This is a genomic window from Providencia sp. 2024EL-00732 (assembly GCF_044006275.1).
Taxonomy (GTDB): domain Bacteria; phylum Pseudomonadota; class Gammaproteobacteria; order Enterobacterales; family Enterobacteriaceae; genus Providencia; species Providencia huashanensis.
In genome coordinates this window covers 12,224-32,744 of record NZ_JBIPDG010000003.1, presented here as the reverse complement: position 1 = coordinate 32,744, position 20,521 = coordinate 12,224, and the positions used below count along the sequence as shown (strand labels likewise).

Annotated in this window: 19 protein-coding genes and 1 other RNA gene; 13 read left to right on the top strand and 7 right to left on the bottom strand. The window is 41.5% G+C overall.

Annotated elements, in window-relative coordinates:
• Nucleotides 1–70 precede the first annotated feature (70 nt).
• Nucleotides 71–448 carry a VOC family protein gene (locus ACHB7C_RS06945; RefSeq protein ID WP_042845074.1) on the bottom strand — a complete coding sequence of 126 codons (378 nt, stop codon included), beginning with the start codon at nt 446–448 and terminating at the stop codon, nt 71–73.
• Between the two features lie 192 nt (nt 449–640).
• Here ACHB7C_RS06945 and ACHB7C_RS06940 point away from each other — a divergent pair, with 192 nt between their 5' ends.
• From ACHB7C_RS06940 to ACHB7C_RS06925, 4 genes are all read left to right on the top strand, one after another.
• A complete protein-coding gene (locus ACHB7C_RS06940; RefSeq protein ID WP_042845072.1) occupies nt 641–1,012 on the top strand; it encodes a YacL family protein in 372 nt (123 codons plus the stop codon).
• 137 nt (nt 1,013–1,149) lie between these two features.
• A complete protein-coding gene (gene mscS / locus ACHB7C_RS06935; RefSeq protein ID WP_048607929.1) occupies nt 1,150–2,022 on the top strand; it encodes a small-conductance mechanosensitive channel MscS in 873 nt (290 codons plus the stop codon).
• Between the two features lie 212 nt (nt 2,023–2,234).
• Nucleotides 2,235–2,855 carry an arginine exporter ArgO gene (argO, locus tag ACHB7C_RS06930; protein ID WP_042845070.1) on the top strand — a complete coding sequence of 207 codons (621 nt, stop codon included), beginning with the start codon at nt 2,235–2,237 and terminating at the stop codon, nt 2,853–2,855.
• A gap of 157 nt (nt 2,856–3,012) precedes the next feature.
• Complete coding sequence (locus ACHB7C_RS06925) at nt 3,013–3,747, top strand: oxidative stress defense protein (RefSeq protein ID WP_042845068.1); 735 nt, start codon at nt 3,013–3,015, stop codon at nt 3,745–3,747.
• Here the strand turns inward: ACHB7C_RS06925 and ACHB7C_RS06920 are convergent.
• Nucleotides 3,744–4,658: a LysR family transcriptional regulator ArgP gene (locus ACHB7C_RS06920; protein WP_042845066.1), complete on the bottom strand. Its 915-nt coding sequence runs from the start codon at nt 4,656–4,658 to the stop codon at nt 3,744–3,746. The genes ACHB7C_RS06925 and ACHB7C_RS06920 overlap by 4 nt on opposite strands.
• Before the next feature lie 317 nt (nt 4,659–4,975).
• On the opposite strand from ACHB7C_RS06920, the gene rpiA reads away from it, so the two are divergent.
• Together rpiA and serA are read left to right on the top strand one after the other, a co-directional pair.
• Nucleotides 4,976–5,638, top strand: coding sequence for a ribose-5-phosphate isomerase RpiA (gene rpiA / locus ACHB7C_RS06915; protein ID WP_042845064.1), 663 nt, complete (start codon nt 4,976–4,978; stop codon nt 5,636–5,638).
• Between the two features lie 471 nt (nt 5,639–6,109).
• Nucleotides 6,110–7,360 (top strand): phosphoglycerate dehydrogenase, encoded by a 1,251-nt coding sequence (serA, locus tag ACHB7C_RS06910; protein WP_042845062.1) that lies wholly within the window; start codon nt 6,110–6,112, stop codon nt 7,358–7,360.
• A gap of 46 nt (nt 7,361–7,406) precedes the next feature.
• Here serA and ACHB7C_RS06905 read toward each other — a convergent pair whose 3' ends face one another.
• From ACHB7C_RS06905 to zapA, 3 genes are all read right to left on the bottom strand, one after another.
• The gene (locus ACHB7C_RS06905) at nt 7,407–7,997 is read right to left on the bottom strand and encodes a 5-formyltetrahydrofolate cyclo-ligase (protein WP_042845060.1); all 591 of its coding nucleotides are present in this window, start codon (nt 7,995–7,997) and stop codon (nt 7,407–7,409) included.
• A gap of 149 nt (nt 7,998–8,146) precedes the next feature.
• Nucleotides 8,147–8,328: non-coding RNA, 6S RNA (gene ssrS / locus ACHB7C_RS06900), on the bottom strand.
• A 110-nt stretch (nt 8,329–8,438) separates the two neighbouring features.
• Nucleotides 8,439–8,768: a cell division protein ZapA gene (zapA, locus tag ACHB7C_RS06895; RefSeq protein ID WP_042845059.1), complete on the bottom strand. Its 330-nt coding sequence runs from the start codon at nt 8,766–8,768 to the stop codon at nt 8,439–8,441.
• Between the two features lie 139 nt (nt 8,769–8,907).
• On the opposite strand from zapA, the gene ACHB7C_RS06890 reads away from it, so the two are divergent.
• The 7 genes from ACHB7C_RS06890 to gcvP all read left to right on the top strand — a co-directional run bounded on the left by ACHB7C_RS06890 (nt 8,908) and on the right by gcvP (nt 18,733).
• Nucleotides 8,908–9,486 (top strand): YecA family protein, encoded by a 579-nt coding sequence (locus ACHB7C_RS06890; RefSeq protein WP_042845057.1) that lies wholly within the window; start codon nt 8,908–8,910, stop codon nt 9,484–9,486.
• Nucleotides 9,487–9,644: 158 nt separating this feature from the next.
• Nucleotides 9,645–10,967 (top strand): Xaa-Pro aminopeptidase, encoded by a 1,323-nt coding sequence (gene pepP, locus ACHB7C_RS06885; RefSeq protein WP_395346848.1) that lies wholly within the window; start codon nt 9,645–9,647, stop codon nt 10,965–10,967.
• A 32-nt stretch (nt 10,968–10,999) separates the two neighbouring features.
• On the top strand, nt 11,000–12,178 hold the full coding sequence (gene ubiH / locus ACHB7C_RS06880; RefSeq protein WP_042845054.1) for a 2-octaprenyl-6-methoxyphenyl hydroxylase: 1,179 nt from the start codon (nt 11,000–11,002) through the stop codon (nt 12,176–12,178).
• Nucleotides 12,179–12,205: 27 nt separating this feature from the next.
• Entirely contained in the window at nt 12,206–13,435 is a 1,230-nt protein-coding gene (ubiI, locus tag ACHB7C_RS06875; RefSeq protein ID WP_129466211.1) for an FAD-dependent 2-octaprenylphenol hydroxylase, read from the top strand.
• A 544-nt stretch (nt 13,436–13,979) separates the two neighbouring features.
• Complete coding sequence (gene gcvT, locus ACHB7C_RS06870; RefSeq protein ID WP_042845051.1) at nt 13,980–15,074, top strand: glycine cleavage system aminomethyltransferase GcvT; 1,095 nt, start codon at nt 13,980–13,982, stop codon at nt 15,072–15,074.
• 45 nt (nt 15,075–15,119) lie between these two features.
• Complete coding sequence (gcvH, locus tag ACHB7C_RS06865) at nt 15,120–15,512, top strand: glycine cleavage system protein GcvH (RefSeq protein ID WP_131680651.1); 393 nt, start codon at nt 15,120–15,122, stop codon at nt 15,510–15,512.
• Between the two features lie 344 nt (nt 15,513–15,856).
• Nucleotides 15,857–18,733 carry an aminomethyl-transferring glycine dehydrogenase gene (gcvP, locus tag ACHB7C_RS06860; RefSeq protein WP_395346845.1) on the top strand — a complete coding sequence of 959 codons (2,877 nt, stop codon included), beginning with the start codon at nt 15,857–15,859 and terminating at the stop codon, nt 18,731–18,733.
• 115 nt (nt 18,734–18,848) lie between these two features.
• On the opposite strand, the gene ACHB7C_RS06855 is transcribed toward gcvP, so the two are convergent.
• Together ACHB7C_RS06855 and ACHB7C_RS06850 are read right to left on the bottom strand one after the other, a co-directional pair.
• Entirely contained in the window at nt 18,849–19,739 is an 891-nt protein-coding gene (locus ACHB7C_RS06855) for a hypothetical protein (RefSeq protein WP_272678999.1), read from the bottom strand.
• A gap of 160 nt (nt 19,740–19,899) precedes the next feature.
• A complete protein-coding gene (locus ACHB7C_RS06850; protein ID WP_071548274.1) occupies nt 19,900–20,520 on the bottom strand; it encodes an HD family hydrolase in 621 nt (206 codons plus the stop codon).
• Between the last annotated feature and the right edge of the window lies 1 nt (nt 20,521).

The window sequence follows — 20,521 nt, the reverse complement described above, 5'->3', positions numbered from 1 at the left end:
CCACTTTTTATATTAACCGTAAAGGCTCCTAATTTAGGGGCCTTTTTTGTCTCTATTGCAGAATATTGAGTTAAATGTATTGTGAAATTTCAATTAGGTTTAAGTCAGGGTCGCGTAAATAAATTGACATAATTGGCCCCACTGCACCAGTACGTTTCACTGGCCCTTCTACAATTTTTACACCTTGTTGTTCGATGTGTGCCTGTACCTGTTCAAGGGGGATATCGCTAATAAAACACAGGTCTAATGCGCCGGGAACGGGTAAATGTGCTTTCGGCTCAAATTCCTTTCCATATTGATGAATATTTATTTTTTGCTGACCGAATTGCAGGGCATAGCGTTGTTCACCAAAGGTCATCACTGACATCTTTAATACACGCTGGTAGAAATCAAGGCAGGCATCAAGGTGAGTGGTTGTTAGGACTAAATGGTCTAAGCGGTTGATCATTGGAACTCCTATAATCTAAACAGAGGTTATTATCATTTTTTAGTCATTTAATATTAAGTGAATATAAAAATTATAGTGTTGAAATTGGTGTTTTATCGAATTTTCTTTCAGCGAGCAGGTAATACCTCTCAACAAACGTGATTGTCTCACGTTATACTGGTCATAATGACGCAAAGAGTAGAGGTATTGCATATGGACTACCAATTTTTCCAAGATATCACCGGAGCTATCTCCGCTAAATTCTCGATGGATCATGAGGCTATTGGATATTGGCTTAATGAAGAGGTTAAAAATAACCTTAGTCTGTTAGATGCTATCGAAGATAATTATAAAAAAGTCAAAGGCAGTGAAAAGCAGTGGGAGCTTATTGGTCATGAATATACACTGTTACTTGATGATGAAGAGGTGATGATCCGAGCTAATCAATTATTCTTTGAAACAGATGGCCTAGAAGAGGGAATGAGTTATTACGATAATGAAAGTATTGCATTTTGCGGTATCGATGACTTTCTTTTAATGTTAAAAGATTACCGTGTTTTTGTTATTGAAAATGGGAAAAAATAATTTTTTTAGTGATTTGTTTTGTATTTCTATAAATTATCGCTATTATTTTCAGGGTATAGCTAGCTATTAAACTTTTTATTAGAAACTTAAATGGCTAGGGTTGATATTGATAATGAGATCCAAAAGGGCATATATATATGAATACTGATGATGTTACAGGGGCGTTGAATAATGCAACGAATTGGTTTGTGGCAAACCAAGATCTGTTAGTTCAGTATGTGGTGAACATCGTGTCAGCTATTGTTATCCTCATAGTCGGTATGATGGTAGCAAAAGCAGTCGGGCGCGGTTTGCATCGCGTAATGACGATGAAAGGCATTGACGCTACAGTGAGTGACTTTTTATCTGCAATAGTTCGCTATACGATTGTTGCGTTTACCTTAATCGCGGTATTAGGCAAAATTGGTGTACAGACAGCTTCTGTTATTGCGGTAATGGGTGCGGCAGGTTTAGCGGTTGGTTTGGCATTACAAAATTCACTCGGTAACTTTGCTGCTGGTGTATTACTGGTAATATTTAGGCCATTAAAAGCGGGGGAGTATGTCACTATAGGTGCGGTTGAAGGCACGGTGCAAAATGTGCAAATATTCTCAACCACACTAAAAACAGTTGATGACCGCATTATTGTTATTCCAAATGGCAAAATAATTGCTGATAACATAATTAACACCTCACGTGAACCTAACCGTCGTCAAGATATCATTGTCGGGGTGGCTTATGACTCTGATATTGATACCGTGAAAAAAGTATTAGGTGATATTGTTGCGGCTGATGAACGTATTCAGCACAGCAAAGGGGTCACGATACGTTTACATGATATGGCGCCATCTTCATTAAATTACGTAGTGCGTTTTTGGACGACAAATGGGGATGCATGGCCAGTGTATTGGGATCTGCTAGAAGAATTCAAGCGTGCCTTAGATAAGCACCAAATTGGTATTCCATTCCCACAAATGGATGTCCATTTATACAAACAAGATACAGCAACGAATAAAGTATCAGCAGAGTAATTTGCATTAATATTTAAAAATGGAGCCAATTTGGCTCCATTTTTGTTTTTAATATACCAATATGGCATTGGCATTTATGACAGAAAATCTAGCTTAATTAAGTTAAATGCCATAAGTCTGACTTATGACCCATTAGAGTAAATCATTTCCGCTAATAATTGTTTCTCGCTAATATCCCGCATATAAATTGAATAACTATTTGGAATTTATGCATGATTACGATTTATTTTCAGGGGATATTATTGGGTGCAGCAATGATATTGCCATTAGGGCCACAAAATGCATTTGTTTTACAGCAGGGAAGTCGTAAGCAGTTTCATTTAATGAGTGCATTGTTATGCTCTTTAAGTGATGCCGTTTTAATTAGTGCTGGTGTTTTTGGTGGTAGTGCATTACTGAGTCAGTCAGAAATATTAATGCAATTGATAACTTGGGCTGGGGTATTGTTTCTTTTGTGGTATGGCTATGGTGCATTCCGTATTGCAATGAGCCCAGATGAGACAATTCTTCAAGTTGAAAACCGAGTGATTACTCGGTGGAAAGTAATTGTAACTTTGTTTGCCGTGACATGGTTAAACCCACACGTGTACTTAGATACTTTTGTAGTGTTAGGTAGCGTAGGTGGCCAACTAGAAAGCCAGCTACGGCCTTGGTTTACCGCAGGTGCACTGACGGCATCCTTTGTATGGTTTTTTGCTTTAGCTATATTAGCTGCATGGTTTTCACCTGTACTTAATAAACCTCGTTCACAACGCTTGATCAACGTATTTGTTGGTAGTGTTATGTGGTTTATTGCTGTTCAGTTAGCATTGCAAGGCTTAAAAGGGTTTTAAAAGACAATATTACATCAACAGATTGAAAACGCCTTTCAGTTTCTTATTATTCTGAACTACGTTTTTTATTTAGTGTGATATTGTTAAGTTGTATTGAGGGATAGTTTGTTATGAACTATCCTTTTTTTAGCGATAAATAATATCATTGGGAGGTTCTGTGAAATTAAAGTCTTTAGTTTTTGCTACTATGGTAGCTGGTGCTGCGGTTCCGGGCTTCTCATTCGCCGATCCACTACCGAATGGCCCACATATTACGACATCAGGGAACGCAATCGTAAAAGCAGCCCCTGATATGGCAACACTGAATATTTTGGTCGAGGTAACAGCAAAAGATGCGGCTGCGGCTAAAGCGGGTGTTGATAAACGAGTCGCTGAGTATTTTGAATTTTTGAAGAAAAATGGCATTGAAAAACAAGATATTAATGCTGCTAATGTGCGTACTCAGCCAAAATACGATTACAGTAGTGTGAAGCAAAAATCGACGATTGAAGGTTATACTGCAACACGCTCAGTGGAAGTTAAGGTTAAAAAACTTGATCAACTGAATACTTTATTAGATGGCGCTTTAGCAGCTGGTCTTAATGAAATAAACTCAGTACAGTTTGGTGTTGCTAACCCGCAACAGTACCGTGATGAAGCACGGTCTCAAGCGATTAAAAATGCGACAGAACAAGCCAATATCTTAGCGAAAGGTTTTAATGTTCAGTTAGGCCCAGTGTATAGCATTAACTATAATGCGCCAGCTGCGGTGCCATATCCAATCGCTGCAAGAAATTACGGTGGGGCAATGAAAGCCTCTGTTGCTCAAGACCTCAAAGTTGATGAGACCTATGAACAACAGAGTATTGATTTTAATGACCAAGTGGATGTGGTGTTTGAGTTGAAACGTTAATTTTCAGAGGCTATATCATCTTCTTGTTTTAACATTTGGCGCCCTGTTTTCAATAGGGCGTCGGTTACTCTCTTCATTGTACGGCTTTCAGGTGCGAACCGGTGCCAATACAGCATGCGCCTTTGGCATAACCCCGGCGTTAAATCAACCAATTCACCATTTTTCAGCTCATCTGCTATTTGCAAATGAGGGATCATGCAGCAAGTTGAACCTTGTTTCGCCAGTTGGACAAAGGCTTCGGATGAATTCACGATATGGCAAGGAACACTCCCCGGTGATAGCCCAAAATTTTGTTGCACAAAGGCTTGGTGCATATCATCTAAATGGTCAAATGCAACCGCGGGGGCTTTAAGTAATGAAGAACGAGTTACACCATCAGGGAAATATTTAGCGGCAAAGTCAGGGGAAGCGACAAAAATGTAGTCGAGAGCACCGAGTTTATCAACTAAGCAGCCGGGTAATGCTTGGGGTTGAATACTGATAGCACCCACGACTTCACCACGCCTTAACCTTTCCTGAGTTCGAGTTTCGTCTTCAACTTGTATATTTAGCCGAATAGGGCTATTACCCAGTACTGGGTTTAACGCGGGTAGCAACCAAGTTGCTAAGCTGTCTGCGTTAACGGCAAGGGACAGAAGAAGTGGTGTTGAGCCCCCATTTTCATCGCCAAGCCATTGTTCCTCTAATAGTTCTACTTGATGAAGTAGCGCTAGCAGTTTTTGCCCTTGTTCTGTTGGATGAGGCGGAACAGTGCGGACAAGTAAAGGTTGCCCAAACAGGTTCTCTAGCTGCTTGATACGTTGTGAAACAGCAGATTGTGTGATGCAAAGTTTCTGAGCCGCACGCTCAAAGCCGCGTTCACGAATGACGGCATCCAGTGCTTGTAACGCGCGATAATCAGGGCGCTTCATCGAAAAGATCTCCTTATTGTTATTCTATTCGAGGCTATTGACCTTTGCTGTTCCATAAAAATAGATGGGGAAAACACACAAGGCGAATTTCCAACTCAGTGTAAAAGCTCAGCTAGGGTTATTAACAAAGAGCAGTAACCTTAAATCACTATGCCATATTTTTAGTGATAACACTTGAAAATATTATTGTTGCTAGATAAATCCCAAAAACAACGGCATAAATGTAAAGAACAATACTGCAACTTAGCCAGTGTCCGGTATATACTAGCTATTCATAACCTTAATCACGACTCAATTAATTAGCAAAAGGCATGATCATGACTCAGGACGAATTAAAAAAAGCGGTAGGTTGGGCAGCACTCGATTACGTTAAACCGGGTACTATTGTTGGTGTTGGAACGGGTTCAACAGCTTCTCATTTCATTGATGCTTTGGCAACGATGAAGGGGCAAATAGAAGGGGCGGTATCCAGTTCAGAAGCATCAACCCAAAAGCTAAAATCACTGGGGATCACTGTATTTGACTGTAATGAAGTTGATTCATTAGATGTTTATGTCGATGGCGCTGATGAAGTCGACCATCATATGAATATGATTAAAGGTGGCGGGGCAGCCTTAACAAGAGAAAAAATTGTTTCAGCTATTGCAAAAACATTTGTCTGTATTGTTGACCAATCCAAATTAGTTGATGTTTTAGGTAAGTTCCCATTACCCGTTGAAGTGATCCCTATGGCTCGTAGCTATGTGGCACGTGAGTTGGTGAAATTGGGGGGGACCCCTGAATATCGTCAAAATGTCGTAACTGATAACGGAAATGTGATTTTAGATGTCCATAATTTAAGCATTGTAGACCCTGTTGCATTAGAAAATACTATCAATGGTATTGCTGGCGTGGTGACTGTTGGGCTATTTGCTAACCGTGGTGCAGACGTCGTATTAATGGGAACCTCTGATGAAGGGGTTAAAACTATTAAGTTATAATTTATGTTATAACAAATAGATAAATTCAGCGTCTTAAAATAAGTCAGTAGATGTCATATTTACTGGCTTTTTTTATGTTTGATTGTGAATTGAGCGGGTGTTATTTCTGAGATAGCACTAAATTAATTAACCAGTTTTATAAATATCGATGATTTGAAATTTATTTCATTTTTTTTAATACCCCGTTATTTTGGTGATATATCTCACACTAATGCGCATTGTGCAGGAAAAAAACTTATTTTGTGTTACTGCTCCTGATTTTCTACCGTTTAACTTCTTTTTCTTTGCTATTTTTAGTATCCATAAAGCAAACGGTTGTATTGATACTGCGCCGTTTTTTGTTATGTTGGTATAGCTGCATACTTCAAGGTGGGTGGATGTCGATTTTTACAGGTGCTTTGAAGAATGCGAAGCAAACATGCAAATTCATCGGTTATAAATTATTAGTACGTTCACGATAGGGTAGGGGAAATGGTCAAGGTATCTTTGCAAAAAGACAAAATAAAATTTTTACTGCTAGAAGGTGTGCATCAAAGTGCGGTTGAGAACCTAAAAGCAGCAGGTTACACCAATATTGAATACCACAAAAGCGCGTTATCCGACGAAGAATTAAAAAAAGCGATTAAAGATGCACGTTTTGTTGGTATCCGTTCCCGTACTCACCTTACTGAAGAGGTTTTTGCGGCAGCAGAGAAATTAGTTGCAGTCGGCTGTTTTTGTATCGGGACTAACCAAGTTGATTTAGATGCTGCGGCAAAACGCGGTATTCCAGTATTTAATGCGCCATTTTCCAATACTCGTTCCGTTGCAGAAATGGTGTTAGGTCAACTATTACTGTTATTACGCCGTATTCCCGAAGCGAATATGCAAGCACACCGTGGGATATGGGAAAAACAAGCTAAAGGCTGCTTTGAAGCTCGTGGTAAGCGTTTAGGGATTGTTGGATATGGTCATATTGGTACTCAGTTGGGGATCTTAGCTGAAGGGATCGGTATGAATGTTTTCTTCTATGATATAGAAAACAAATTGCCATTAGGTAATGCAACTCAGGTCCGTTCTTTAACTGAACTGCTTAATATGAGTGATGTCGTGAGCTTACATGTACCTGAAACAGCAAGCACCAAAAATATGTTTGCTAAAGAGCAGTTTGACCGTATGAAGCCGGGTTCTATTTTTATTAATGCTTCTCGAGGTACAGTGGTGGATATCCCAGCATTGGCAGCTGCGCTGGAAAGCAAGCATTTATCAGGTGCCGCCGTTGACGTATTCCCAACAGAGCCAGCGGCGAATAATGACCCGAACGACCCGTTTATCTCTGAATTAATTAAATTCGACAATGTGATTTTAACACCGCACATTGGTGGCTCGACTGAAGAGGCTCAGGAAAACATCGGGTTAGAAGTTGCAAGTAAATTAGCAAAATACTCAGACAATGGTTCAACGTTATCTGCTGTTAACTTCCCTGAGGTTTCACTGCCAGTACATACCGAGGATACTAACCGTTTCTTGCATATTCATGAAAACCGCCCAGGTATTCTTAATAGCATTAACCAAGTATTTACGGAGAATAATATCAACGTAGTTGGGCAGTATTTACGTACAGCTGGTAATGTTGGTTATGTGGTGATCGATGTGTTAACGCAGAGCCCAAGTCAAACAGATGATGCCTTAGCTAAGCTAAAAGCACTGCCAGGCACTATCCGAGCACGTTTGCTGTTCTAAATTAGCATTGGTTGCTTTTACTTGATGATGATGGCGCAGGTATTAATTACCAGCGCCATATTTTTTGTGGCGTAATAATTTCAGGTAACGGAATATCCCAGTGCGCTACGGGAAGTGCCTCGACCTGCTGGCAATCATGGGCTAAGCCGATGGGGTAAAAACCGGTTTGTTGCCAATGAGCTAATGTCCTATCATAAAACCCACCCCCCATTCCTAATCGCTGCCCTTGGCTATCAAAAGCCACAAGGGGAATGAACATGATATCCAGTTTTTCTATAGGGAGTACATCTTGTACATTGAGTGGAGGTTCATCAATATTAAAGCGGTTTTTGACTAACTGTGTTTTTGCGTGATAGCGAAGAAAAAGTAAATGATGGCGGCTGAAAGGGTGTAAAACAGGAAGGTAAACCTGTTTGCCTTGTTCCCACAGTGCACTAATTAATGGCCTAGTATCAATTTCACCATCAAACGAGAGAAATAGAGCAATGCATTTCGCTGAGTTAATCTTTGGGTGCTGCAAGGCATTCTTCATGACCAGTTGAGCGGCTAACTGTTGTTGTTTCGTGGTTAATTGACGACGAGCCTGACGGATGGATTGGCGTACTTGCTGGCGTTGTGTGGAAAGGGCATCTTGCATATGAAAACCTACTCTATCAGCAATAGGAAATAATTAACTATTTAGAGTATATCGCAAGGCGAAAATTATTGTAGAAAAGTAAATCGTCTGAATCAATACGACGTTGTATTATTGGTGTGTGTTATTAAAGGTAAATAGGAATACAGTAGAGGGTCTCCAAGATGCCGTTGTAGGCTGTAACCCTTGAACCCTTGGTTCAAGGTGAACGCAGTTTAGCAACCTTTAGGCTTCCTGAACGAATCAGGCATGCTCACCAGCGCAATAACCACATTCTGTTTGGTAGAAATATCGGCTCAGGGGACTCGCCCACTCACGCGCATCTCAGAGAAATTTGGTTTGAGTACTTTCGTTACCCAGTGATTTCATTGTACAAAACTAGATTTAAAATGCAACCTTAATTTTGGATATTTTTTTCTACTAGTGTCTGATTAATAAGCGAATTTACTCTAGGGGCAATACTTGCCTCTCAGTAATTTTTACCTGATCATGCAACGCTTGTTCAATAGTATGTTGCAACATTTTTATCTTTTCTTCCATATTATAAGCATAATCACGCGTTTTTGTCTTTTCTTGTGCTAATTCGTGACAGACGTTCAATGCTACGATAAAAATAAGTTGTTCCATATTGGTGACACCGCTTCTATCTTTTAGGTTCTGCAAGCGCTGTTCTAATTCTTTAGCCGACTCAAGAAGGGCTTCCTTTTGTTCTGCAGGGCAGTTGACTCGCAGTGAGCGCCCAAAAATTTGAATGTCGACAGGTTGTGCGGACATGTTACCTCCATACTGAATAATGTTCGCCATAAATACAACATATTTGGCGCAATTAATAGATAAGACAAAAGCATACTGGTCTAGCGGCTATCCTTGATGGTAGCATATCACGAATCATAAGCTAACATGACGAATTCAGATGTCTATACAAAAATCTTTACCAAACTATGAAACACTGGACAAACTGTTACAACAGCACTCAATAGCACTTACCGCAGCTGAAATCCATGGTCTAATAACGGGGTTAATTTGTGGTGGTAGCCGTGATCATAGCTGGCAAACATTAGTCCATGACCTTGCTAACGATGGTTTAGCATTTCCTCAAACAATTTCACAGCCACTACGTGATTTATTTGACACCACTTTTGAGTCGCTAGATGACAGTGAATTTGCATTTACTATGCTATTTCCTGATGAAGACGCCTCTATTTTTGACCATGCAGACGCATTAGCGGGTTGGGTTAATCACTTTTTATTAGGCGTTGGGGTGGCTCAACCCAAACTGGCGGATAAAAAAGAGATTGCAGAAGTTATTACAGATTTACGTAATATCGGAATGCTTGGGTATGACGAAGACGAAGACCAAGAAGAGCTTGAGCAAGCGCTAGAAGAAGTGGTTGAGTACGTCAGGGTTGCGGTACAGCTATGTTATATCGCATTAGTTGAGCCAAATAAAGGCCCAACAGCGGTTGAGAATAATAAGCCTATCCTTCATTAATTCTAATCGCGTCAGTTTTACACATGAGCTCTGTTTTATCACTAAAATAGGGGAACTTAGAGCTGGTTTATCCAGCTTTGAGTCATTGTTGCCAGCGCGTATTGTTCGCTAGCATAATATTAGCAACATCATAATTCAGATAATAAGGCAAAAACGGTATGAATAAACAGGAATTTATTTCTCGTCGTAACGCATTATTGGCAAAAATGCAGTCAGGTAGTGCAGCAATTATTTTTTCTGCCCCGCCTGCACAGCGCAATGCGGATTGTGAATACCCTTATCGTCAGCACAGTGATTTCCTTTATCTGACCGGTTTTAGCGAGCCTGAAGCTATATTAGTCTTAATTAAAAGTGATGAAAAACATAGCCATACTGTTCTTTTTAATCGGGTTCGCGATTTAACAGCTGAAATTTGGTTTGGGCGTCGTCTTGGTCAAGAGGCCGCTCCTGAAAAGCTAGGCATTGATAAAGCCTTACCATTTAACGAAGTTGAAGAGCAGTTGTATCAGTTACTCAACGGATTAGATGTGGTTTACCATGCTCAAGGTGAATTTGCTTACGCAGATAAACTCGTTTTTGATGCACTAGATGTTTTACGTAAGGGAAGCCGTCGTAATCTGCGTGCGCCAGAAACTATGGTGGATTGGCGTCCGATTGTGCATGAAATGCGTTTATTTAAATCGGAAGCAGAAATTAATACGATGCGCGAGGCAGGGCGGATTTCAGCCCTTGCACATATCCGAGCAATGGAAACTTGTCGGCCAAATATGTATGAATACCAGTTATGCGGTGAGTTAGAGCACGAATTTACCCGTCATGGTGCACGTTTCCCTTCTTATAATTCTATTGTTGGAAGCGGTGAAAACGCGTGTATTTTGCATTACACCGAAAATGAATGCCAAATGAAGGATGGTGAGCTGGTATTAATTGATGCAGGGGCAGAGTTTGAGGGATATGCGGGGGATATTACGCGTACATTTCCTGTTAATGGCAAATTTAGCCAAGCTCAGCGCGAAGTCTACGATATCGTGCTGAAAGCTCTAAATACTGCATTAGAATTGTATCGCCCGGGAACGAGTATGCATGAGGTTACTCGCCAGATTGTGCGTATCAAAACCGAAGGCTTAGTGGCCTTAGGTATTTTACAAGGCGATGTCGATCAATTGATCGAAAACAAAGCATATCAAGCTTTCTTTATGCATGGTTTAAGTCATTGGTTAGGGCTAGATGTGCATGATGTCGGTTTTTATGGGACCGATAGAGACCGTATACTTGAGCCTGGGATGGTATTAACCGTCGAGCCTGGTTTATATATTGCACCAGATGCTGATGTGCCTCCTCAATACCGTGGTATCGGCATACGTATTGAAGACGATATTGTGATCACTGCAGAGGGCAACGAAAATCTGACAGATCTGGTCGTGAAAGACCCAGATGAAATAGAAGCTTTAATGTTGCAAGAAAAACAGCGTTTGGTTTAAAAAGAGTTATTAATAAAGGTAAGAAATAACGCATGAATGTGATTATCGTGGGGGGCGGAATGGCGGGCGCGACGTTAGCACTCGCTATTTCTTCCCTTAGCCAAGGAAAGTTATCGGTTTCACTCATCGAGGCCGCTTTACCGGAAGGCAAACACCCTGGGTTTGATGCTAGAGCCATTGCATTAGCACATGGTACTTGCCAGTATTTATCAAAAATAGGGGTGTGGCCTGCATTCTCAGATTGTGTGACACCGATTAATCACGTTCATGTTTCTGATAGAGGGCATGCGGGTTTTGTCAATATTGCCGCAAAAGATTATCATATTGCCGCATTGGGTAATGTGATTGAGTTACATGAGGCTGGAACCCGTTTATTCTCCCTTCTGCGTAAAGCGCCGGGGGTGACATTATACTGCCCCGCCAAAGTCGAAAGTGTTCATCGTGAACAAGGCTCTGTTAGCGTGACTTTGGACAATGGTGATACAGTAACTGGTCAATTATTGGTTGCCGCTGATGGTAGCCATTCTGCGATTGGTAAAGCATGTAACATACAATGGCAACAAGATGATTATGGGCAAGTAGCCATCATCGCTAATGTGAAAACGGCGGTTGACCCAAAAGGCCAAGCCTTTGAACGCTTTACTGAATTTGGCCCCCTTGCACTATTACCTATGTCACAAGGGCGTAGCTCTTTGGTTTGGTGCCACCATCAAGAACAAGCTGATGCCATTAATGCATGGGATGATGCAACATTCATTCACAGGCTACAACAAGCATTTGGTTGGCGTTTAGGTGAGGTTGTGATGGCCGGTAAGCGTCATTGCTACCCATTAGTATTACGCAAGGCACTGACACCGGTCAGCCACCGAGTGGTACTGGTTGGTAATGCAGCACAAACATTACACCCTATTGCAGGGCAAGGCTTTAACTTAGGGCTCCGTGATGTTATGCAATTAGCTCAAACGGTGGTGAATGCACATGCTGATAATCAAGATATCGGCAGCTATTCGTTGTTAAGTCAGTACCAACAAATACGGGCTCTCGATAGGGACAAAACCGTCACAATGACCGATGGGTTAGTACGCATATTTGCTAACCGTTGCTTACCACTGATTGTTGGCCGTAATTTAGGCTTAATGGCAATGGAAATGTTGCCACCCGCTCGCGATGTTTTGGCGCGCCAAACATTGGGTTGGGTTACACACCAATAACCACGAAATAGAGAGGAAATTAATAACATGCAATCATTTGATGTGGTTATCGCTGGCGGGGGTATGGCTGGACTTGCGCTGGCTTGTGGTTTAGAAGGCAGTGGCCTACGTATCGCTGTGGTTGAAAATACCCCCCCTAAATGCACATTTTCAGCGGCAGAACCTTACGCATTAAGAGTGTCGGCAATTAATGCAGCGAGTGAGAAATTACTTACTCACTTAGGTGTTTGGTCAGCTATTAAAGAAATGCGAGCCTCAGCTTACGGTGGTATGGAAGTCTGGGATAACGACAGCTTTGGCCGTATTACATTTTCTGCTAACGAACAAAATTTGACCCATTTAGGTCATATTGTTGAGAATAATGTGGTGCGAGATGCTTTATGGCATAAAGCGTCTCAACTAAGGGATGTAACGTTATTAGCGCCTGCAGCGATAAAAAAAGTGGCTTGGGGGGAAAATGATGTTTTTATCACATTAGAAGATGAAAACATGCTGACGGCAAGGCTAATAGTTGGGGCTGATGGGGCAAACTCATGGTTACGTAGCCATGCTGATATCCCGCTGACTTTTTGGGATTACGAGCATACTGCGCTTGTTGCAACTATCAGAACCGAAAAGCCCCATGAGGGGATCGCAAGGCAAGCTTTTAATGGTGAAGGCATTTTAGCGTTTTTACCCTTAAGTGACCCACACCTTTGCTCTATTGTTTGGTCACAAGGGGCAACGGAGGCTGCAAGGCGACAAACGTTAGATAAGGCAAGTTTTGATAAAGAGCTCGCAGTGGCGTTTGATTTACGTCTTGGTCTTTGCCAATTAGAAAGTGACAGGCTAACAATACCATTAATAGGGCGTTATGCTAGGCAATTTGCCGCTCAACGCTTAGCTTTATTAGGTGATGCGGCACATACTATCCACCCATTGGCTGGTCAAGGCGTTAACCTTGGTTTTATGGATGTGGCGATGTTAATTGGTGAAATTAAACGCTTACATCGGGAGGGTAAAGACTTTGGCCAATATCTCTACTTGCGTGATTATGAGCGTAGTCGAAAACACAGTGCTGCATTGATGCTAGCGGGGATGCAAGGTTTCCGAGAGCTATTTGAGGGGAATAACCCTGCGAAGAAACTGCTGCGTGATATTGGTTTAGTTTTGGCTGATAGTTTGCCGGGTGTTAAACCCCAGTTATTGAACCATGCTATGGGGTTATCTGATATGCCTAAATGGTTGGAAAAACTATCATTAGAAGAGTCGCTCTAATTTCTTGTTCAGTAAAGGTATAGCGCCAGTTATACCTTTATCTTGTCATATTAAATTCCAAGTCTGTTAATACATATTCTGTTGCCAGAAATAACTCGTATTGTTTAATCCCTGATCCTGCCATGGTCTTTCGTTTAATTTGCTATTTGGGCGCAGTATTATTTTCACAGTATGACTGAAAAAAACTAATTGCAGCTACATTTCGCATTAGTTTTACTTATTTTGCTCGTTGGGTTTTGCTCTCCAATTTTATTCATAAAGAATATAATCTGGTTGCTTTTTAATCTATTCTGCCTTGGTTGTAAGCATTTTGAGTGATCATTCTCAATTATTTAACAAAAAGCACTGGTAAAAGTAGGATGTAATCAGTAATACAGTGGAGCAGTAGCCCTATTTTTTTTTATAGAATCTAGCCGCGAACAATGGTAGGTTTTTAAAAATGTTATCGTTTGCGTCAGGTTAGTAATGCCAATTGATTAATCGATAATAGGTATTCTTAACCACGCAATCACCCTGTCATATAAATAATGTAAAGAGGGTATTCATGGTAAAGCAAACAACACTATATGAAGAGCATATAGCCTGCGGCGCAAAGATGGTGGATTTTCATGGCTGGATGATGCCGTTGCATTATGGTTCTCAAATCAATGAACATAATTTCGTCAGAACCGATGCAGGGATGTTTGATGTTTCCCATATGACTATTGTCGATTTACATGGTGAAGGTTGTCGTGACTTTCTTCGTTATCTACTCGCTAACGATATCAATAAACTTACAGAGAAAGGTAAAGCCTTGTACACGGGTATGTTAAATGCATCCGGTGGGGTTATTGATGACCTGATTGTTTATTATTTGGAAGAGGGTTTCTATCGTTTGGTGGTTAACTCTGGGACAAGGGATAAAGACATCGCATGGATTGAGCAGCACGCAGCGGGTTATGCTGTCGAAATTCGTGTACGGGATGATTTAGCCTTATTGGCAGTTCAAGGCCCTCAAGCTCAGCAAAAAGTACACTCCTTGCTCAGTGATGAGCAAAATAAAGCCATTGCTGGCATGAAACCTTTCTATGGTGTCCAAACAGGGGATTTATTTATCGCCACGACAGGGTATACCGGTGAAAAAGGTTATGAAATTGCGATGCCGAAAAATCAAGTTGTTGGTTTTTGGCATAAGTTATTAAAAGCGGGTGTCCATCCTGCTGGCCTTGGCGCACGTGATACATTGCGTTTAGAAGCAGGTATGAATCTCTACGGTCAAGATATGGATGAAAGTATTTCCCCTCTAGCCGCGAATATGGGGTGGACGGTTGCTTGGAAACCGGAAGATCGCCAATTTATTGGGCGTGAGGCATTAGAACAATTACGCGAACAAGGAACTGAAAAACTCGTCGGTATTGTGATGCGTGAAAAAGGTATACTGCGAGCAGGGCAAGTGGTCCGCTTTACTGATGAATTGGGTAAATTACAAGAGGGGGTAATCACGAGTGGTTCTTTCTCTCCAACTCTCGGATTTAGTATTGCGTTGGCGCGTGTCCCTAACGGAATTCAAGACAAAGCGATTGTTGAAATTCGACATCGAGAAATGCCAGTTGAAGTGGTTAAACCGGGCTTTGTCCGCGAAGGTAACTGCTTAGTGTAATTTGGGGTAACCCGATAAACAAATTTTAAAATTGAGAGGCAAATAATGAGCAATACACCTAAAGAATTATTGTATACCCGTGAACATGAGTGGCTGCGTGATGAAGGTAACGGTGAGTATACCGTTGGTATTACTGAGCATGCGCAAGAAACTCTGGGTGATATGGTGTTTGTTGATTTACCTGAGGTTGGTAGCGTGGTTAGCGCAGGTGATGACTGTGCTGTTGTGGAATCCGTAAAAGCGGCATCTGATATCTACGCACCTTTGAGCGGTGAAATTGTAGCAGTTAATAGCGACCTGAATGATTCACCTGAACTAGTAAATGAACAGCCTTATCAAGAAGGTTGGATTTTCCGAATTAAAGCGTCGGATACCTCTGAGCTGGCGGACTTAATTGATGCGGCGGGTTATACCTCTATGATCGAAGCCGAAGAATAAAATCCTAGTCATATTTCTTCTTGTGGCGGCGTTGGCTTCGCTCATTCGCCCTAGTCACATACTGATGTATGCTCCTAGGGTCTTATTCGTTTGCCGCCTAGCCACAAGATGAACTATTTATAGGATTTATTAATACGCTTGTTTTATGGGTGGCTGCACTCGACAACTCGGGTCACATACTAGTGTATGCTCCCCAAGATTGTCTCCGCTTGCCGCCTAGTCACAAGATGAACTATTTAGAGAGTTGAAAAACATAATTAGCAAGCAACAAGTCGTTACCTCGCAAGTTCCGTAATAACCGCCCTACAACTTATGCATAGCAGACAAAGGATGGGAACACAGATATGTCGATGTCACTGAGTCAATTAGAAAACCGTTCAGAATTTATTTCACGTCACATTGGTTCATCAGAACAACAAATAAAAACCATGTTAGATACTGTGGGTGCAACCTCATTAGATGCTTTGATGGACAAAATTGTTCCTAAAGCAATTTTACTTTCAGAGCCACCAAGAGTAGGTGGTGGGGCAACTGAACAGGAAGCTTTAGCTGAATTGAAAGCTATCGCATCACTGAATAAACGCTTTAAAAGTTATATTGGGATGGGTTATGCACCCGCGGTGCTTCCCCCTGTTATTTTGCGTAACTTATTGGAAAACCCCGGTTGGTACACAGCTTACACGCCATATCAACCTGAAGTTTCACAAGGCCGCTTAGAATCATTACTTAATTTCCAGCAGTTAACGATTGACCTTACCGGATTAGACTTAGCATCAGCCTCATTATTAGATGAAGCGACTGCGGCGGCTGAAGCCATGGCGATGGCAAAACGAATTAGTAAGTTAAAGAATGCTGAACGTTTCTTCGTTGCTGATGATATTCACCCGCAAACCCTTGACGTTGTAAAAACACGAGCCGGTACCTTTGGTTTTGAAGTGATTGTTGATAGTGCAGAAAAAGTTCTTGAACATGAAGGGGTGTTTGGGGCCTTGTTACAACAAGTGGGCACAACCGGTAATATCCATGATCACAGTGAACTATTCGCAACGTTAAAACAGCGCCAAATCGTTAGCTGTGTTGCTGCAGACATGATGGCATTAGTGTTATTAGCTGCACCGGGTAAACAAGGGGCCGATATCGTATTTGGCTCAGCGCAGCGTTTTGGTGTACCTATGGGCTATGGCGGTCCACATGCAGCTTTCTTTGCTTGCCGTGATGAGTTTAAACGTGCAATGCCGGGGCGTATTATCGGTGTGTCACGCGATGCCGCGGGGAATACAGCATTGCGTATGGCGATGCAAACCCGTGAGCAGCATATTCGTCGTGAAAAAGCGAATTCAAATATTTGTACCTCACAAGTTTTGTTAGCCAATATTGCGGCTATGTATGCGGTTTATCATGGTCCTGAAGGTTTAAAAATGATTGCTGGGCGTATTCATCGCTTCACATCAATCTTTGCTAAAGCTTTAGCCGAAGCGGGGTTCTCATCACGCCATAAAACTTGGTTTGATACTTTAGCAGTTGAAGTGGAAGATAAAACCGCAGTATTAGCCCGAGCAGAAAAAGCAAACATCAATTTACGGACGGATATTCGTGGAGCCGTGGGGCTCACCTTTAGTGAAGTCACCACTCGCCAGGACTTAAATGAGCTGTTTACGGTGATCACGGGTATTGACACTAAATTGGATTTTGAAAAATTAGACCAATCTGTTGCAAATCAAGAACACGCCATTCCAAAATCTATGCAACGGGCAGATGAAATCTTAGTTCATCCGAATTTTCATCGCTATCACAGCGAAACAGAAATGATGCGTTATATGCATAGCCTTGAGCGTAAAGATTTAGCGTTGAACCAAGCGATGATCCCGCTGGGGTCGTGTACGATGAAGCTTAATGCAGCCGCGGAGATGATCCCGATTACATGGCCAGAATTTGGGGAGCTACATCCATTCTGCCCTGTGGACCAAGCACAAGGCTATCATCAAATGATTGAACAGCTTTCTCATTGGTTGGTGCAATTAACGGGTTACGATGCGGTTTGTATGCAACCTAACTCAGGTGCACAAGGGGAATATGCAGGGCTGCTCGCTATCCGCCGTTATCATGAAAGCCGTAATGATGGGGGGCGGAATATTTGTTTGATCCCAGCTTCCGCTCATGGAACCAATCCAGCGTCTGCCCATATGGCGGGTATGGAAGTCGTGGTTGTACGTTGTGATGATGAAGGGAATATCGACTTAGACGATTTACGCGATAAAGCGCAGCAATATAGTGATGTACTTTCTTGTGTCATGGTGACTTATCCATCTACACATGGGGTTTATGAAGAAAGTATTCGCGAAGTCTGTGAAATTATTCATCAATATGGTGGGCAAGTTTACCTTGATGGAGCAAATATGAATGCTCAGGTTGGGTTAACGACACCGGGCTTTATTGGCGCGGATGTGTCTCACTTAAATTTACATAAAACATTCTGTATTCCTCATGGTGGTGGCGGTCCAGGTATGGGTCCAATTGGGGTGAAAAAACATTTAGCTCCGTTTGTACCAGGGCATTCAGTAGTTGAACAAGAAATGGTCACAGACCAAGGTGCAGTTTCTGCTGCTCCATTTGGTAGCGCTTCTATTTTGCCTATTAGCTGGATGTATATCCGAATGATGGGCTCTTATGGCTTACGCAAAGCGAGCCAAGTGGCTATTTTGAATGCGAACTATATTGCTAAACGCCTTTCCAGCCGCTATGACATTTTATATACAGGGCAAGATGGTTACGTTGCTCATGAATGTATTGTTGATTTACGCCCAATTAAAAAGGATACCGGCATCAGTGAGCTTGATATAGCTAAACGGTTGATTGACTATGGTTTTCATGCCCCAACCATGTCTTTCCCTGTGGCTGGCACGTTGATGATAGAACCAACGGAATCGGAATGTATCACTGAAATCGACCGTTTTATTGAGGCGATGTTAGCAATACGGGATGAGATTGACCAAGTGGTTGAAGGGCAGTGGACGCTTGAGGATAACCCTCTGGTGAATTCTCCTCATGTCCAAACCGAGCTAACGCAAGAATGGCCTCACAGTTATAGCCGTGAATTGGCTGTGTTCCCGACGGCGCAAACCAAAGCTAATAAATATTGGCCAGCGGTTAAACGTCTTGATGATGTGTATGGCGACCGTCATTTACATTGCTCGTGTGTTCCGATTGAAGAGTATATGTAAGATATAATTTAAAGTGCTCATATCATGTTGAGCACTATCAATAAATTAGTTATAAGGCTTGAACTCAATATTAGACTGAGTCAGGCCTTTTTCTTCAATATATTCACATGATAAATTAAGGTGAATACTGGGTGATCCCCGTATAGTTTTTACCTTGATAAACTTTCTCAACGTCACCGGTCGGTATTGTTACGCGATAAACCCCACCATTTAGGTCTGCGACATACATTAATTGAGCAGGTTTATCATAAGTGAGACCGATAGCTTCTTTGAAACCACGGCTGATAACTTTGTGATTATTGACGCCATGCGCCGTCACATTTGCACAATTTAAACTATTACCATCCGGTTCGGCACCTCTATCCGTCCAATATAAAAGACAGGCTTCTTCATCAAGTAATAGGTCAATAGGCTCAGGTAGGCGATCAAGTAATAGTTCAATATCAGTTCGGTTCTCGGGGGGGTGCTGAATGTTTGGTTTTAGTGGTGCTCTGAAAATACGACCAAGATTACCTTTTGGCGTCCCTTTTTGTGTCCAATAAACCCAATTGTTGGGAATATCTAAAGAAATACCGACACACTGGTCTAAAATATCAACTTGGTTTTGCTTATTTCTGGGCCTTGCCACATGAGTTTGCAAGTTTGAGCCATCGACATGGCAAGAAGCAACTTTTCCCCCTTCGCGATCACACCAATATAGCCTTTGATTGATTAAATCGAGTTGTAGCTGTTTTGGTGTTCTGACATCTCCATGACCTAACAACATTTTTCGCCCACTACCATCGAAGTTCATTACGTTAATTGAACCATCATCAGCGTCATAATCCTCTCCCATATTACTCCAATAAATTAATTTATTCGTTGGGTCGACGGCGATACCATCTGGTGTTCCACCTAATTGTTCTATTAGGCATGTAATTTGATAGGTTGATTTATTAAACTGAATAATGGCTGGAGAATGGACATCAAGTAACAATAGATAAGGGGATGAGCTAATTTTATTCATTGGCATATGTCACCTAATTGATAATCAATACATCACGTGAATGTTTGTTTAAACCATAGGTAACATCTTATTAATTAGCAAATTATTAAATGTATTAAAAATTAGTTTTGAAGGAGGTTATAGGATTTTTATAAGCGGCCGTTAAGCCGCTTATCGGGAATTACAGTAACCAGCCTTTTTGCTGGGCTTGCTCTAACTGTAATTTAAGTTGTTGATAAAAATCAGGAAGAATTTGCTCTATATAATCACATTTACTGATTACTTGCTCAAGACGGATGTTGTTTTCAACCCAGCTTTGCCCTTGATTATGTAAATTCATCAGCATTGGCATAGCCCTATCAATCGCATTGGCGTAAATGGACTCAGGAGTTTCAAGCGCATCATATTCATTCCATAATGCTAAAAGCGTTTCAGCTTGCGGGTTAGGCAATAGGTTGAAAATACGATTAGCCGCTTTAACTTCTTCTTCATGGATAGCGTCACGAGCAGCATTATCGAATACCATGACATCACCTGCGTCAATTTCAACTATGTCGTGAACTAATGCTAATTTAATCGCATGCTCAATGTTAACACCTTGAACATAAGGGGCGAAGCTCATGGCTGCAACTGCAAACTGCCAGCTATGTTCGGCAGTATTTTCTTGGCGTTCGCGATTCAATAACTTATTTTTACGGTAAATACTTTTGAGCTTATCTAATTCCATTAAAAATTGGACGACCTCGGTAAAAGCCCCAAACTTGATAACCTCAATAGGCTCGTTACCTAATACAGATGACATA

Excerpts from the sequence above, each read along its gene's own strand:
- ACHB7C_RS06945 (WP_042845074.1), bottom strand. The coding sequence starts at position 448 with ATGATCAACCGCTTAGACCATTTAGTCCTAACAACCACTCACCTTGAT.
- ACHB7C_RS06940 (WP_042845072.1), top strand. The coding sequence starts at position 641 with ATGGACTACCAATTTTTCCAAGATATCACCGGAGCTATCTCCGCTAAA.
- mscS (WP_048607929.1), top strand. The coding sequence starts at position 1,150 with ATGAATACTGATGATGTTACAGGGGCGTTGAATAATGCAACGAATTGG.
- argO (WP_042845070.1), top strand. The coding sequence starts at position 2,235 with ATGATTACGATTTATTTTCAGGGGATATTATTGGGTGCAGCAATGATA.
- ACHB7C_RS06920 (WP_042845066.1), bottom strand. The coding sequence starts at position 4,658 with ATGAAGCGCCCTGATTATCGCGCGTTACAAGCACTGGATGCCGTCATT.
- rpiA (WP_042845064.1), top strand. The coding sequence starts at position 4,976 with ATGACTCAGGACGAATTAAAAAAAGCGGTAGGTTGGGCAGCACTCGAT.
- serA (WP_042845062.1), top strand. The coding sequence starts at position 6,110 with ATGGTCAAGGTATCTTTGCAAAAAGACAAAATAAAATTTTTACTGCTA.
- ACHB7C_RS06905 (WP_042845060.1), bottom strand. The coding sequence starts at position 7,997 with ATGCAAGATGCCCTTTCCACACAACGCCAGCAAGTACGCCAATCCATC.
- zapA (WP_042845059.1), bottom strand. The coding sequence starts at position 8,768 with ATGTCCGCACAACCTGTCGACATTCAAATTTTTGGGCGCTCACTGCGA.
- ACHB7C_RS06890 (WP_042845057.1), top strand. The coding sequence starts at position 8,908 with ATGTCTATACAAAAATCTTTACCAAACTATGAAACACTGGACAAACTG.
- pepP (WP_395346848.1), top strand. The coding sequence starts at position 9,645 with ATGAATAAACAGGAATTTATTTCTCGTCGTAACGCATTATTGGCAAAA.
- ubiH (WP_042845054.1), top strand. The coding sequence starts at position 11,000 with ATGAATGTGATTATCGTGGGGGGCGGAATGGCGGGCGCGACGTTAGCA.
- ubiI (WP_129466211.1), top strand. The coding sequence starts at position 12,206 with ATGCAATCATTTGATGTGGTTATCGCTGGCGGGGGTATGGCTGGACTT.
- gcvT (WP_042845051.1), top strand. The coding sequence starts at position 13,980 with ATGGTAAAGCAAACAACACTATATGAAGAGCATATAGCCTGCGGCGCA.
- gcvH (WP_131680651.1), top strand. The coding sequence starts at position 15,120 with ATGAGCAATACACCTAAAGAATTATTGTATACCCGTGAACATGAGTGG.
- gcvP (WP_395346845.1), top strand. The coding sequence starts at position 15,857 with ATGTCGATGTCACTGAGTCAATTAGAAAACCGTTCAGAATTTATTTCA.
- ACHB7C_RS06855 (WP_272678999.1), bottom strand. The coding sequence starts at position 19,739 with ATGAATAAAATTAGCTCATCCCCTTATCTATTGTTACTTGATGTCCAT.
- ACHB7C_RS06850 (WP_071548274.1), bottom strand. The coding sequence starts at position 20,520 with ATGTCATCTGTATTAGGTAACGAGCCTATTGAGGTTATCAAGTTTGGG.